General features: G+C 66.9%; 11 protein-coding genes. 4 read left to right on the top strand and 7 right to left on the bottom strand.

Translation table 11 applies throughout. The annotated features are described in order from the left end of the window. Nucleotides 1-81: 81 nt before the first annotated feature. The 7 genes from AC07U1_RS04010 to pdxR all read right to left on the bottom strand — a co-directional run bounded on the left by AC07U1_RS04010 (nt 82) and on the right by pdxR (nt 9,948). Complete coding sequence (locus tag AC07U1_RS04010; protein ID WP_495177346.1) at nt 82-1,287, bottom strand: carbohydrate porin; 1,206 nt, start codon at nt 1,285-1,287, stop codon at nt 82-84. Then, the gene (locus tag AC07U1_RS04005) at nt 1,287-2,561 is read right to left on the bottom strand and encodes a putative porin (RefSeq protein ID WP_495177347.1); all 1,275 of its coding nucleotides are present in this window, start codon (nt 2,559-2,561) and stop codon (nt 1,287-1,289) included. The genes AC07U1_RS04010 and AC07U1_RS04005 overlap by 1 nt, the downstream gene beginning before the upstream one ends. A 65-nt stretch (nt 2,562-2,626) precedes the next feature. Continuing rightward, on the bottom strand, nt 2,627-3,730 hold the full coding sequence (locus AC07U1_RS04000) for a PepSY-associated TM helix domain-containing protein (protein WP_495177348.1): 1,104 nt from the start codon (nt 3,728-3,730) through the stop codon (nt 2,627-2,629). 152 nt (nt 3,731-3,882) lie between these two features. Next, complete coding sequence (locus tag AC07U1_RS03995; RefSeq protein ID WP_495177349.1) at nt 3,883-6,066, bottom strand: TonB-dependent receptor; 2,184 nt, start codon at nt 6,064-6,066, stop codon at nt 3,883-3,885. A gap of 163 nt (nt 6,067-6,229) precedes the next feature. Continuing rightward, nucleotides 6,230-7,897: an amidohydrolase gene (locus AC07U1_RS03990; protein WP_495177350.1), complete on the bottom strand. Its 1,668-nt coding sequence runs from the start codon at nt 7,895-7,897 to the stop codon at nt 6,230-6,232. Next, nucleotides 7,897-8,394 (bottom strand): hypothetical protein, encoded by a 498-nt coding sequence (locus tag AC07U1_RS03985; RefSeq protein WP_187139997.1) that lies wholly within the window; start codon nt 8,392-8,394, stop codon nt 7,897-7,899. The genes AC07U1_RS03990 and AC07U1_RS03985 overlap by 1 nt, the downstream gene beginning before the upstream one ends. Before the next feature lie 87 nt (nt 8,395-8,481). After that, nucleotides 8,482-9,948, bottom strand: a complete 1,467-nt coding sequence (gene pdxR / locus AC07U1_RS03980) for a MocR-like pyridoxine biosynthesis transcription factor PdxR (protein WP_187139998.1) — start codon at nt 9,946-9,948, stop codon at nt 8,482-8,484. A gap of 214 nt (nt 9,949-10,162) precedes the next feature. On the opposite strand from pdxR, the gene AC07U1_RS03975 reads away from it, so the two are divergent. Genes AC07U1_RS03975 through proC form a run of 4 tightly spaced genes read left to right on the top strand, consistent with a single transcriptional unit; the run spans nt 10,163 to nt 14,188 of the window. After that, nucleotides 10,163-10,762, top strand: coding sequence for an FMN-binding negative transcriptional regulator (locus AC07U1_RS03975; RefSeq protein WP_235535591.1), 600 nt, complete (start codon nt 10,163-10,165; stop codon nt 10,760-10,762). Beyond that, complete coding sequence (locus tag AC07U1_RS03970; RefSeq protein ID WP_495177351.1) at nt 10,759-12,147, top strand: amidohydrolase family protein; 1,389 nt, start codon at nt 10,759-10,761, stop codon at nt 12,145-12,147. Before AC07U1_RS03975 ends, AC07U1_RS03970 begins: the two co-directional genes overlap by 4 nt. Then, nucleotides 12,144-13,412, top strand: a complete 1,269-nt coding sequence (locus AC07U1_RS03965) for an amidohydrolase family protein (RefSeq protein ID WP_495177352.1) — start codon at nt 12,144-12,146, stop codon at nt 13,410-13,412. Before AC07U1_RS03970 ends, AC07U1_RS03965 begins: the two co-directional genes overlap by 4 nt. Continuing rightward, nucleotides 13,412-14,188, top strand: coding sequence for a pyrroline-5-carboxylate reductase (proC, locus tag AC07U1_RS03960; RefSeq protein ID WP_495177353.1), 777 nt, complete (start codon nt 13,412-13,414; stop codon nt 14,186-14,188). The genes AC07U1_RS03965 and proC overlap by 1 nt, the downstream gene beginning before the upstream one ends. Nucleotides 14,189-14,205: the final 17 nt, after the last annotated feature.

Genomic DNA, 14,205 nt, shown 5'->3' with positions numbered 1-14,205 from the left:
CAAAAAGTTGCGGCGGGTGGCCCTGAGGTCCGTCGGAACAGGCCTGCCGGGAGCGATCGGTGATCGGCCGTGCCGCGGGGCCTAGAAACCCGCGACGGCAAAACTCGCCTCGGCGCGAAGCCCGATGACGAGCGCATCGGCAATCGTGCGATCGGCGGACGGTCTGCGGATGTAGTGGAGGCTGGGCTGGAGCGTGAGCCAGGGCGCGATCGGCGCGCGATAGCTCACCTCGATCGCCATCTCCGACGCGGTCGCACCGGTTGCCGCGCGATGGCTGTCGGATGTGAAGGCGGCCGCGAAAGCGATGCCGAACTCGTCCTTGTCGCGTCCCGGCACCCAGCCGCTGAATTTCAATCCGCCGCTGACAAAAGCATCGAACATGTTGAAACGGCCGGCCGCCTTGCCGAGCCGGAAAAAGGCATCGAGCTTTCGGTCGGCCTTTTCGATCAGCGGAAACTCACCGCGGACATAGGTCCCGGCATTGCCTTTGCCGGTTCCGCCGCCGTCGTTCAGGTCGAAGCGCGCCGTATAGTGCCAGTGCCCGAGGAGAAGCTTCCCGCCCCCGAGCGGCGCCTGGACCTCGCCGACGAGCAGCGTGCCGTCGCCCTGTCCCAGCCGGATCGCGGTGCGGCCCGGATGATCGGGATTGCCGGGCACGCCGTCGAGGACTGCGGCACGGATCGCCCAGCCGTCGGCGGGCTCCCAATGCAACCGCGCCGCCAGCGAAGTCGAGGGAAAGATCGAGGGACCGTTGCGGCCGCTCTGCGCAAAATCGGTGCCGATGCCGTGCGGGCTGCTGACGAAGAGCCCCGCCGTGTGGAGCGCGTCGAACTCTGAATTGAGGTCGTAGAGACCGGCCTTGAGCGACAGCGTTTCTCCAAATTTCTGGTCGATCCAGGCTTCATAGAGCTGCAGCGCACGCGTGCCGGCCTCGATATTGCTCACCGCCTGCGTGTCGCCGACCAGGTCGCTGATCGACCGACCATTGTTGTACAGGCCATAGATGTGAACCTGCGCGCCGGTCCAGCCGGCGAGCTTTTCCATATCGGCCTCGAACACGATGTCGAGATTGTCGAGATAGCGGGTGCCGCGCCGCAGCCCGCCCGAAGCATTGCCCATGACCTCGCCGGTATAGGTGACCTGCAGCAAGATCGGGCCATGCTCTTCGTCGATCTCGGCCGGGGCATGGGTGTGGCTGTGCGGCAGGTGGTCATGGTGGGTCGGGTGTGGTGCGGTCTCGACCGCGGACCCCGCCGAGGCGACAAGCGCGATCGCGGACACCAGCATCAGAAGCTGACCATGAAGGCGAGGCGGATGCGATCGAGCCAGTCGCTTGACGACAGGCCGCCCGCATAAGCCGGATCGAGCGGGCGATAATGATACCAGAGCAGATCGAGCTGCAGATGCGGCGCCGGGACATAGCCGATGCCGACCCCGTGGAGCTTATAGTTGGTCGACAGGTCGATATTGTCGTGGCTGAAGGCCGCGAGCACCGAATCGACCTGAACTTCCGAATAATTATAGGCGATGCGCCAGTCGCCGGGCTGCGCGGTACGCCCCGCGGCAAGTTCGAGGTTGAAGGCGGTGTCTCCCGACACCGCCGCGCCCAGATTGTGGACATAGTCGGCGGTGAAGCTCAGCGGCCAACGCGGCGACGGCCCGGCCCAGCCTAGCGTGCCGATGCCTTCGAGCAGGTGAAAGTCGGACAGATAGCGCCCGCCCGAGATCAGATTGCCGCGAAAATCGCCGGCATCGGCCCCCGCGACCGAACCGAGGCGATAATGATAATAGCTGCCGGTCAACCCCGCCTTGAAATCGCTGGCGAGCGGCGCCGAAAGCGCCAGCTGGCCGCCGAGCATGTCGCTGTCGCGGGCGACCGAGGCCTCGTCGATGACGAACCACAGCCCGCGCGCATCGACGCGCGCCGTGCCGATATTCCCGCCATAGGCCGCGGCGACGCCCTGCGGCGAAACGTCGCCGTCCCACAGCATGTCGGTCCGCTGGAACTGCTGCGGGAATTTGCCGGCATAGGTCGTGAAGCCGCCGTTCGCATAGCGGATCCACGCCTGATCGAGCGACACCTGGAAATCATCGACGAAATTGCCGAGCGTCAGGTCGGTCGAATTGGGGTCGTCGGGATCGCCGGTTGCGATCTGCGTCCCCACCGAAAAATGGTCCGACACGGCATAGGATGCGCGCACCCGCGCACGCACCGCGGTTCGCGACCGGTCGCGGCCGTCGACGAAATTCCATTCCTGACGGACGCGCATGTCGCCGGCGACGTCGAGGCCGGGAATGCGGAACAGGCCGTCGGGCGCCGCGTTTGCGGTGGCGGGTGCCGCAAGGACCGGAGCAGGTGCGGGGGGCGAGGCGACCGGAGCCGGTGCGCTTGTCCGCTGCAGCAGATCCGCTTGCCGGGTGACCAGCGCCTCAAGGTCCGCGATCCGCCGGTCCTGTTCGGCGATACGGCGTTCGAGCGCATCGAGACGGCTGTCCTGCGCCTGCGCGGGCATGGCAAGGCTGAGCGCCGTTGCGGCAAGAAAAAGGGGGCGCAGTTGCATATTGGGTTCTCCCGGAATTGACGGAGCCGCGTCGCGGCGGCGTGCGTTCGCGATGTCGGCGTCTGTCACTGACGCGAGGCTGACGCCCGACCCCGCGGCTTTCGGCGTTTCAGCCACAGCAACAGCCCGGCGACGATCATCGTAATGAGCCACAGGCCGACGGCGATCGACAGGACGCGGCCGATGATCCCGCCGGCTTCGCCCGTATGGATCGGGAACAGCGCGCTCATGAAGGCGCGCGCCGGTTCGGCCTCGGCGATCGGGAAGACCCCGCGCACCGCGCCGGTGTTGGCGTCGATCAGCACCCGCGTGTCGCCATAGGCGCGACGGATTTCGCCCGGGGCGTTGACGCGGACATAGTAGGTCGCGTCGCCGTCCCTGGGCCAGGCGACCTGCGTCAGGCTGCTGCCGGGCACCGCGTCGATCGCCGCTTGCGCCGCTTGCGCAAATCCGATCGAGGGTCCCGTGGTGGGCACGGCCGGCAACGCGACGCTCTTCGCGCCGATCAGATCGCCGACGCCATCCTCGAATTTCATCAGCGTGCCCGTTGCCGCGATGACGAGCGCGGGAAGCGCGACCCATAGCCCGAGCGCGCGGTGCCAGCCGTACAGGCGCGCCGCGGGCGGCCCCTTTTGCGCGGGCGTCAGCGCCCGCCGCCAGGTTCCGCGCTTCGGCCAGGCGGCGACCAGGCCGAGAAGGAGGTTCGAGCAGAGGAGGAGGCCGCTGATCGCGACGATCCAGCTTCCCCAGCTGCCGAGCAGATCGTGATGAAAATCGACCAGGAACCCCATCAGCCGGGTTTCCTCAGCGCGCGGGCGGTCGATGACCGTCCCGTCGCCGAGGATACGGACCGATGTGCTTTCGCCATCCTTGTCCTGCAGATAGATGTTGAACCGGTCGGTGCCGCTGCCGGTCGTCCACACGGTCATGGCGCGAGAGCCGGCGTCCTCGGCGACCAGCGCGTCGATGCGGCGTTCGATGGCGACAAGGTCGGTCGCGCGGTGCGCGCTCGAAAGCTGTGCGTCGGTGATTTCCCAATGGAAGACGATCGCGATGCCGGTCAGCGCCTGCAGCAGCCAGAAGATCGCGGCGCCGATGCTCAGCCAGCGATGGATGGTCAGGATCGACCGGCGGAAGGGCTTGCGCCCGCTGGAAACAGCCTCGCTCATCCTGCCCTTCTGGCCTCGGGATTGGGTCCCCTAAACATCCACTTTGGGATAATGGATGGGGCCAAGGGCGATTTTCGGATCGAGCATTGCGCAGGAAAAAGGCCCGGCTGTTGCCAGCCGGGCCGTGAGAGCGTCTGGATTTGGATCGCCGATCAGAATTCGACGGTCACCGAGGTCTTGAACGTCCGCGGCTGGCCCTGGACCAGATAGCCGCCGAGCGACGAGGACCAATAGGCATTGTTCGCCACGTTATCGACGTTGAAGCGGAAGGTGATCGGGGTCTCGCCCGCCGCGACGACATAGCGCGCGCCGAGGTCGAAGCGGGTCCACTCGCCCAGTTCCATCGTGTTGGTCAGGTTGAACGCCTGCTTGCCCGTCTGGATGACGCGGCCGGTCAGCGTGACACCGGGCAGGAAGCCAAGGTCCCATTCGACGTTCGCGTTCGCGGTGTATTTGGGCACGCCGATCGCGTCGCGGCCGTCGGTCGCGCCGCCCGTCGTCTTCTTCTGCGTCGCGTCGGTGATCGACACGCCGGCGATGATGCGCAGGCCCTTGGTCGGCTCGCCGTCGAAGCTCAGCTCGAAGCCCTGGTTGCGCTGCAAGCCGTCGACCGTGAAGACCGGCAGCAGCGGACCCGCGCCGTCGGGGTCGGGACTGACGAACGACTGCGGCCGATCGGTCGTAAACAGCGCCGCCGACGCGTTCCAGTTGCCGAACGACACCTTGCCACCGATTTCATATTGCACGCTCTTGAAGGGCGGGAAAATCTCGCCGACGTTCGAGGTGCCGGCAGGCGCCGCCGGACCCTGCGCCAGACCCTCGATGCGGTTGCCATAGATCGAGAAATTCTCGCTCGGTTTGACGACGATCCCGACGACCGGGGTGGTCGCGCTTTCTTTATAGCCGCCGGTCTTTGCGCCATTGGCATAGGAATAGCTGCTGGTCTCGATCTTCTGGCGGCGCAGGCCGACGGTCACGAGCAGCTTGTCGTCGAAGGCGCCGATCGTGTCCGACGCGAAGAAGCTGGTCAGGCGAGTACGGCTGATCGGGAAGGGATCGGCGATATTGCCGCCTAAGAAGAAATTGAACGCCGGCTGCGCCACATCGACGGGGTCATAAAGGTTGGTGCCGTTGGTGGGCCCGCGCGAAAAGATCCCGAACTGATAGGCGTTGCGATTGACGTAGCGGCTATGCGAGCCGCCGACGTTGATCTGGTGCGTGATCGGCCCGGTCGCGAAATGGCCGCGCAGCCCGACCTGTCCGGCCTCGTTATTATCGTTGCGCGGAATGTTCGAACCGGTGGCGTAACCGTCGCCGGGGTTGACCAGATTGTCGATCGTCAGGCTCTGGTAGCGGCCCCGCTCGGCGGCGTCACGTGCGCCGACGGCAGCGTAGAAGGTGAAGTTGTCGGCGATATCATATTCGAGCTTTGCGATGCCGAAGATGTCGCGGAGCGTCGTATAATTCCACTCTTGGCCATAGTTGCCGCTCGCGCTCGGCACGTCGGGAATGGTCGTGACGCCGAAGGCGAGCTGAACCATCGGGCGCATATGTTGGACCTTGGCGCGCTGATAGGCGAGGTCGAGCGACACGCGCAGCGGCCCCGAACGATAATCGAATGCCGCGCCGAGCACAGTCGAGCTGCGATATTCGTCGTCGATGGCGATATCGCCCCAGCGGCCCGCGCCGTTGATCCGGACGCCGAATTCGCCTTCACCGCCAAAGCGGCGACCGAAGTCGAAAGCGCCGCCAAAATGCGCATCGGACAGGTAATTGGCGGTGACGCGGTTGGTGTCCTTGTCCTTCGCGCGCTTAGGCGAGAGGTTGACGGTGCCGCCGAGCGCGGTGCCGCCCGGCGCGGCGCCGAACAGGAAGGAACTGGCGCCGTTCAGAATCTGGACCTGGTCATAGAGTTCGGGCGAAACGAGCTGGCGCGGCGTGACGCCGTACAGACCGTCGATCGCGATATCCTCGCCGAACAGCGGAAAACCACGGATCACGAACTGTTCGGACGCGTTGGCGAAACCGAGTGAGGTGCGGACCGAAGGATCGTTTTCCAGCACCGCGCCGAGCGACAGCGACTGCTGGTTGAGGATCAGCGTTTCGTTATAGGACTTGACCGCAAAGGGGGCGTCCATGGCGTCGATGTTGCCCAGCGCGCCGAGCGATCCCTCGCGGGAAACCTGCGTCTGGTTGTTGCGCTGTGCGGTGACGACGATGCTCTCGCTGTCTTCGGCGCTGTCCTGTGCAAAGGCCGGCGCGGTCGAAAGGAGCGCCACGCCCAGAACGGTAAGCGCGCTTCCCCGATAGATGTTGCGATAGGCAACCATGTTCATTCCCCCCTGTTGGTGTCCAGTATCCCTCCCGAGTGGGCAGAGCACGGGGCCAAGCCTCTTATCGGTATTGCGACCTTAGATCGTCGATTGGGCCATTAAACATCCAGTTCGTTGCGCCGACTGGGGACCAACTTTGCATTTATGTTACAAACGGCTGAAGTTTTCAGCCGTAACGCTGCATTCCTCCGACGATCGTCTGGAGCACTTTTGCTTCTACAAGCAAATGCGAGTCGATAGCAAATAGATCGCGGTCCCACACCACAAAGTCGGCAAGCAAGCCTGGCACGATCGCGCCCATCTTCTTCTCGTTGAAGCCGGCATAGGCGCCTTCCTGGGTGTAGCTGTGCATCGCTTGGGCCAGCGTGACGCGCTGTTCGGGAAACCAGCCGTTCGGGTTCAGCCCGTCGAGCGTTTCGCGGTCGACCGCGGCTTCGAGTCCGGTCAGCGGGTCGATCGGCGCGACCGGCCAGTCGGACCCCATGCAGACATGCGCGCCCGAGCGGACGAGCGAGCCGAAGGCGAAGCTGGTCTTGAGCCGCTCCTCGCCGATCCGGCGCACCGCCCAGCGGCCGTCGTCGATCGCATGATAGGGCTGGACCGAGGCGATGACGCCCTGTTTCTTGAATCGCGCGATCGCGTGCGGCTTCATATGCTGGACATGCTCGACGCGGAAACGCCGGTCGCGCGGACCATTGGCCTTGGCGACCGCGGCGAGGGTGTCGAGCACGATGTCGTTCGCCTCGTCGCCGATCGCGTGGGTGGTCACCTGCAGCCCGGCCTTGTCGGCGCCGGTGATCCAGGCCTTGAGGTCGGCCGGGTCGGTGACGACGATGCCGCGCGTCGCCGGATCGTCGGCATAGGGTTCGTAAAAGCGCGCGGTGCGTGACCCGAGCGAGCCGTCGAACACGACCTTGCACGCCCCCCACTGCACCCAGTCGTCGCCGCGCCCCTCGCGCTTGATCAGTTCGACCTGCGCTTCCCAATCCTTGAGCGGCAGATAGTGGCGGAAACGCAGCCCGGTTTCGCCCTTCGCGCGCAGGCGGCGGGTGGAATCGAAGCTGCTCGTTTCGAGTTCGGTCGGGTGGACCTGCGTCACGCCCTTGCTCAGCGCGATCGCGATGCCGCGCTCGACCGTCGCGTCGATCTGCGCCGGCGTTGGCGTGCCGATCGCGCGGTTCACCAATTCTTTCGCCGCATCCTTGATGATGCCGGTCGGTTCGCCTTTCGCATCGCGTTCGATCACCCCGCCGGGCACGTCGGGGGTGTTGCGGTCGATGCCTGCCAGCTTGAGCGCCAGCGAGTTGAGGAACAACATGTGGAGGTCGTAACGGATGACCGCGACCGGCGTGTCGGGGGTGACCGCGTCGATCCAGTCCTTGTGCGGCATCTCGCCGCCCCAGCGGTCCTGGTCCCAATTGCCGCCCTGCAGCCATTCGCCCCTGGGCAGCGCTTTCGCCGCCGCGGCGATGCGGTCGACGAATGCTTTGGGGTTTTCGGCGTCGCGCAGCGACGGCTGCGACAGCATCGTCGATGCGATTACGAAATGGACGTGCGGGTCGATGAAGCCCGGGGTGACGAAGGCGCCCTTCAGGTCGATGACCTGCGTGGCCTTGCCGGTGCGCGAGCGAACCGCGTCGGCGCCGATCGCGGCGATGCGGTCGCCCTTGACGCCGATCGCGTCGCTGAAGGTCGCCGGGCCGGCTCCGGTCCAGATGCGGCCGTTGATATAGGCCGTGTCGAGCGTGTCGCCGCCCTTGGCAAAGGCGGCGCGGGAGACGGCCGCCGCAGCGGTTCCGCCGGCGACGGCGAGGAGCGTGCGGCGGCCGATCATCACTTGGTCGCCACCGATTTGCGCGGCGGGTTCTCGGCACGCCATGTGTCGAGGCGTCCGAGCCATGTCGCCGCCGAGAGCGGGCCATAGGTCTTGGAATCGGTATGTTCGGCGACCAGTTCGCGGATGTTGACGAAATAGGCGGGGCCGCTCGGCAGACCGAGCTCCTTGCGCTTCTTGTCCATCGCCGCTTCCTGCGCGGGGGTCGGCTCGATACCGGTCACCGGCTTGAACAGGATGACGTCGAAATCGGCGCCATTTTCATGGAAGAACAGCTGGGTCGGCGGAAAACCGCCGGCGGCAGCGACCTCGTCGGCCTGCGCGATGCGGCGGATGAACTCTTCCTGCTTGCCGGGGGCGAGCTTGAAGATTTCGAACCAGGCCTCGGGCCAGGCCGCTTTTTCGGCGGCCGGAGCGGGCGCCGGGGCCTGCTGGGCCGCTGCGGGCGTGAACGGCAGCAAGGCTGCGGCGAAAACCAACGCGACATTATGTTTCATGAATTTCCCTCCTGGATCGTTGCAGATTTCCCCATCGCCGTGGATCGTAAAACCTCCAACAATGGTGCCATCGATGGGACCAAGGCGTCAGCCTGCGGCCGCCTTGCGCAGCGCGGCGAGCGCGGTGCGCGCTTCATAGCTGTTCAGGCTGGCAAAACCGATCCGCAGCCCGCGCGGGGCATCGGGATGCGTCATGAACGAGCGCGACGAGGCGAAGCGCAGGCCCATCGCCGACGCCCGCGCCTCCATCTGGTCGAGGTCGATATCCCCGAACCGCAGCCAGAAGGCGAGCCCGCCATCGGGCATCTTGTACCGGACGATATCGCCGAGCGTCTTGTCGAGTTCGGCGGCGAAATTCTCGCGCCGTTCGGAATAGACCTGCCACACTTTGCGCGCGTGGCGGCGCAACTCGCCATTCTCGATCAGCTCCGCCGCGGCATCCTCGGTTAGCGCATTGCCCATGCCGTCGGTCAGCGAGACGCGGTGCGCGATCGCATCGACGATGGCGGGGGGCGCCGCGACATAGCCGATGCGCAGCGCCGGCAGCAGCAGCTTCGACATCGATCCGACATAGATGACCTGACCTGGACCATAGCTCGCGAGCGGCAGCAGCGGCTGCGAATGGAAATGAAACTCGTGATCATAGTCATCCTCGATGATCGCGAAGCCGAACTGGCGCGCGAGTTCGAGCAGGCGGAGCCGCCGTTCGGGGCGCAGCGAGACCGTCGTCGGAAACTGGTGGTGCGGGGTAACGAAAACCGCGCGGACCGCGTTGCGGCGGCACGCATGCTCCACCGCGTCGATGTCGATCCCGTCCTCGTCGAGCCCGACCGGCACGATATTGGCGCCGAAAGCGCGAAACGCCGCGACCGCCGGCTCATAGGTCAGCGCTTCGACGACCACCGAATCGCCGGGGCGAAGGAGCACCTGCGAGGCGAGGAATATCCCGTTCTGGCTGCCGCGCGTGATGCAGATATTTTCGGCGGTCACCGAAAGCCCGCGCTGGCCGCGCAGCATCGACGCGATGCCCTCGCGCAGTGCGGGGGACCCGCGCGGGTCGCCATATTGGAAGCCGTTGATCTCGGCCGCCCGGTTCGTCGCGCCGCGATAGGCGCGCGCCAACAATTCGGTGGGAAAAAGCCGCCCGTCGGGGGCGCCTTCGTCGATCTTCAGCCCCGATCCGCCGGGCAGCGCGATCGGCCGCGCCGGCGGCTCGGAATAGCGATAGTCGACCCGCACGCTGCTCATCGTCAGTTCGACATCGCCCTGCTGACGCTTGACCGGGTCGGGCAGCGCTGCCGCGACCATCGTGCCGCGCGTGCCGGCGGAATCGAGCCAGCCCTGCGCGATGAGATCCTCATAGGCGAAAACGACGGTCTTGCGGTTGACCCCCAATATCTTCGCCATTTCGCGGCTGCTGGGCAGATAGGTCCCCGATGTCAGCTTGCCGCGCTCGATGTCGCGAATCAGCGCCTGGATGATCTGCATATAGATGGGGGTCTCGCGCGACGGATCGATCCGTTCGCTGAGGCTCACCTGCCAGGGTCGGAGCATTGGACCAGTCCTTTCCGAAGAAATCCTTCGAGTCGGGAGCCAAGGGTAACGAGGGCAGGGCGGCGCGGCAAGTGCCCGCTGGTCCCCCCAGCTTTCTTTTTTTGGTGCTTGTCGGAGAGCCAAGGCTGCTCGACAAGAACGGTACGACGGGGTGCGTGCCGGGCCGGCGATGAGTCGCGGGGCGGAGCACGAAAGGCTTTTCTCAGGGGGCGGCGTGACGCTTTTCGAACGATTTGACGGGGCCGATGTACGCAAGCTGGTGGAGGATTATCCGCTCGCCTGGGTTTGCGGCGGCGGCGCGGCCGACATCGAGGCGAGCCTGTTGCCGCTGATCGGCCGCTTCGACGCGCAAGGGGATCTGGTCGAACTGATCGGCCACCTCATGCGGACCAACCCGCTTCATGCCGCACTCCTGTCCGATCCGCGCGCGACGATCCTCTTTCAGGGTCCGGACAGCTATGTCAGTCCCGAACATGCGGGGCTTCGCGACTGGGCGCCGACCTGGAACTATGCGCAGATCAAGGTCCGCGCCGAGGTCCGCTTCGACGAGGCCTTGACCGAACCCTCGCTCGACCTGCTCATCGACGCGATGGAAAAGGGGCGGCTCCAGCCCTGGTCGAAGGAAGAGCTTGGCGAGCGCTACCATGGCATGCTCGGCCGCATCATCGGATTTCGTGCGACGGTCACCGGGCTGACGGGTAAGTTCAAGCTCGGGCAGGACGAAAGCAAGGAGGCGCTGGCATCGATCCTCGGGACGCTTCCCGACGCGGCGATGACGGACTGGATGCGGCGGTTCAACGGGGGGCGATCATGAGCATGAAGCGGATCGGACTGCTTGCCGCGATCGGCGCGATCCTGTGCACGGCCGGCCCGGCGGGGGCGCAGCGCCAGGCGTCATGGCCGTGGCAGCAGGACCCTTTCCCGAGCCGCTATCACGCGCCGCCGGCGGACGACATGCTGCTGCGCGGTGCCACCATCCTCGATGGCGCCGGCGGGCGGATCGACGGCGGCGACATCCTCCTTCGCGGCGGCAAGATCGTCGCGCTGGGCCGGAATCTCGCAAACCCCGGCGTCCGCGAGGTCGATGCGCGCGGGCGCTGGATCACCCCCGGGGTGATCGACGTCCACACGCACAACGGCACCTTCGTACTGCCGCTCACCGCGATCGACCGCGAAGCCTCCGACGTGTCGGAGGTCAGCACCCCCAATGCGGCCGACACCTGGATTGAAACCGCGGTCAACGCGCAGGATATGGCGTTCGACCGGGCGCTCGCGAACGGCGTGACCACGACCCAGATATTGCCCGGCTCGACCCCGATCTTCGCCGGCCGCTCGGTGGTGGTGAAACCGGTTCGCGGCGCGACTGTGTGGGACATGAAGGTGACCGGAGGGGTGCAGGGCTTCAAGATGGCGTGCGGCGAAAATCCCAAGAGCTGGGGCGCCGACGACGACAATGAAGGGCCGACGAGCCGGCAGGGTGTGATCAGCTATATGCGGCAGGAGTTCCTCGACGCGCAGCGCTACAAGCGCGCGGTTGAACAGGCGCGCGCCGGGGCCGGCACCATGCCGCCGCGCGACCTGAAGCTGGAAGCGGTCGCCGGCATCCTCGCGGGTGATGTCCGCGTCAATCTCCACTGCTACCGCGCGGGCGATATCGCGGCGGTGCTGTCGGTCGCGAAGGAGTTCGGTTTCCGCATCGGCGCGGTCCATCACGCGACCGAGGCGTACAAGATCCCCGGCCTGCTGCGCGAGGCGGGGACCTGCGCCGCGGTGTGGGCCGATTGGTGGGGCTTCAAGGTCGAGGCGCAGGACGCGATCCGCGCCGAGGCGCCGTTGCTCGAACGCGCCGGGGTCTGCGTGATGATGCATTCGGATTCGGCGAACGACGGCCAGCGGCTCAATATCGCGGCGGCGAAGGCGGCGGCGGCGGGACGGCGCATCGGCATCGACACGCCGCCCGAGACAATGATCAAATGGACGACGAGCAACCCGGCGAAGCTGCTCGGGCTCGAAAAACGCATCGGCACGCTCGCCCCGGGTTTCGAGGCGGACATCGTCCTCTGGTCGGGCGATCCGTTCAGCATCTACAGCCGCGCCGACCTTGTCCTCATCGGCGGCGCGATCGCCTGGGACCGTTCCAAACCGCGCACGGAGCCGGTATCCGACTTTGAACTCGGGCGCGGGGGGATTGGCCAGTGAGAGCGCTCGTCAGCCTGCTCGCGCTTGCGCTCGCCGCCCCCGCCGCGGCGCAGACGATCGCGGTGATCCACGCCGACGCCTGGACGCTGGACGCCGATACGCCGGTCCGCGACGCGACGATCGTCATCGCGAACGGGCGCATCGTCTCGGTCGCCGCGGGCGGCGGCGTGCCCGAAGGCGCCAGCGTCATCGACGCGCGCGGTAAACCCGTGACGCCGGGCCTCGTCAACGGCGCGACCCAGATCGGCCTCGTCGAAATATCGGGATCGCCCGACACCAGCGACACCGGCTCGGCCGACGAACGCAATCCGGGCAATGACGTCAGCCGGGCGCTCAACGGCAACTCGACGCTCGTCAGCCTTGCGCGCGCCGACGGGATCACGCGCGCGCTCATCTTTCCGTCGCCCTCGCGACACGCCCCTTTCAGCGGCGAGCCGGCGCTGGCGCGGCTGCGCGACGGGGTCGACATCCTCGATAAACCCAATGTCGGCGTCTACGCCGTCATCGGCGGCGGTGCGTGGGACCGGCTCGGATCGCGCGGCGTGCAATGGGCGGCGCTGCGCAAGGCGCTCGACGAAGGCAAGCGCAGCCTCGCACCGCCGCCTCCGGTCGATAAAAAGAAGGACCGCAAGGGCGACGCCCCGGCGGGCGGCCCGCCCGGTGGGCGGCCGGGCGAGGAATTGATCCGCGGCGTGCTGCAAGGCAATGTGCCGCTGGCGATCCAGACCAACCGCGAATCCGATATCCGGCAGGCGGCGGTGCTGGCATCGGATTTCGGGATCAGGGTGATCATCGTTGGCGGGGCTGAAGCGTGGCGCGCAGCCGACCTTCTTGCCGCGGCGAAGGTCGACGTGATCCTCGATCCGGTCGCGAACCTGCCGTTCAGTTTCGACCAGCTCGGCGCGCGGCAGGACAATGCCGCGATCCTGACCAAAGCCGGCGTGCGCGTCGCGGTCGGACAGGCGGGCGGCGCAATCCATGCGACCTATAATGCGGGCATGGGGCTGCGCGAAGGCGCCGGGCTCGCGGTCGCGAACGGCCTGCCCTATGTCGATGCGCTGCGCGCGGTGACGATCAATCCGCTGGCGATCTGGGGCCGCGGCGGCGGGACGCTGGTGCCCGGCGCCGATGCCGACCTCGTCGTCTGGGACGGCGATCCGCTCGAACCCTCCTCTATCGCGCTGCATGTCATCGTCGAAGGCCGCGAGACCGAGAGCCGCTCGCGGCAGGACAGGCTGGCCGAACGCTACAGGGACGCGCGCTGATGCCTGTGCTCCTCGTCGGTTGCGGACGCATGGGCGGCGCGATGGCGCGCGGCTGGGCGGGCAGCGAAGCGATATTCGTCCACGATCCGCTCGCCGAAGCGCTCCCCGATGGCGTCACGCGCGTCGACCGGCTCGACACGATCGCGCCCGCCGATCTCGTGGTCGTGCTCGCGGTCAAGCCGCAGGTCTTCGCATCGCTGGCGCCGTCGCTCGGGCCGCTTGCCGCCGGCGGCGCGCTGTTCGTCTCGATCATGGCGGGGATCACGCTGGCAGGACTGAGCGGCGCGCTTTCGGGTTCGCGGCGGATCGTTCGCGCGATGCCCAACACCCCCGCCGCGATCGGCCGCGGTATCACCGCCGCCGCTGCGGGCGAAGCGATCGACGCCACAGACCGCGCCCGCGTCGAAACCCTGCTCGCCCCGACCGGCGCGCTGCTCTGGCTCGACGACGAGGCGCAGATGGACGCGGTGACCGCGGTGTCGGGGAGCGGCCCGGCCTATTTTTTTCGCTTCACCGAGGCGCTGGCGCTGGCGGGCGAAAAAGCGGGCCTGCCGCCGCCGCTCGCGATGCAACTCGCTCGCACGACCTTTACCGGCGCCGCCGCGCTGGCCGAACAGGACGCCGCTGAACTGGCAGAGCTTCGGCGCCAGGTGACGAGCCCCGGCGGCACCACGGCGGCGGGGCTTGGCGAGATGGACCGCGACGATGCGATCGACCGGCTCGCCGCGGCGGTGGTCGGGGCCGCGGCGGCGCGTTCGCGCGCGCTTGCCGATTGACCCGAACGGACCGGCGC

This window comes from Sphingopyxis sp. GW821-FHT02C12 (genome assembly GCF_059421785.1).
The sequence above is the reverse complement of the archived record's forward strand: the minus strand, read 5'-3'. Positions and strand labels throughout refer to the sequence as shown.

What these genes read in the sequence shown, in the direction of transcription:
- AC07U1_RS04000 (WP_495177348.1), bottom strand. Translation starts at nt 3,730, where the DNA reads ATGAGCGAGGCTGTTTCCAGCGGGCGCAAGCCCTTCCGCCGGTCGATC.
- AC07U1_RS04005 (WP_495177347.1), bottom strand. Translation starts at nt 2,561, where the DNA reads ATGCAACTGCGCCCCCTTTTTCTTGCCGCAACGGCGCTCAGCCTTGCC.
- AC07U1_RS03970 (WP_495177351.1), top strand. Translation starts at nt 10,759, where the DNA reads ATGAGCATGAAGCGGATCGGACTGCTTGCCGCGATCGGCGCGATCCTG.
- AC07U1_RS03985 (WP_187139997.1), bottom strand. Translation starts at nt 8,394, where the DNA reads ATGAAACATAATGTCGCGTTGGTTTTCGCCGCAGCCTTGCTGCCGTTC.
- proC (WP_495177353.1), top strand. Translation starts at nt 13,412, where the DNA reads ATGCCTGTGCTCCTCGTCGGTTGCGGACGCATGGGCGGCGCGATGGCG.
- AC07U1_RS03990 (WP_495177350.1), bottom strand. Translation starts at nt 7,897, where the DNA reads ATGATCGGCCGCCGCACGCTCCTCGCCGTCGCCGGCGGAACCGCTGCG.
- pdxR (WP_187139998.1), bottom strand. Translation starts at nt 9,948, where the DNA reads ATGCTCCGACCCTGGCAGGTGAGCCTCAGCGAACGGATCGATCCGTCG.
- AC07U1_RS04010 (WP_495177346.1), bottom strand. Translation starts at nt 1,287, where the DNA reads ATGCTGGTGTCCGCGATCGCGCTTGTCGCCTCGGCGGGGTCCGCGGTC.
- AC07U1_RS03995 (WP_495177349.1), bottom strand. Translation starts at nt 6,066, where the DNA reads ATGAACATGGTTGCCTATCGCAACATCTATCGGGGAAGCGCGCTTACC.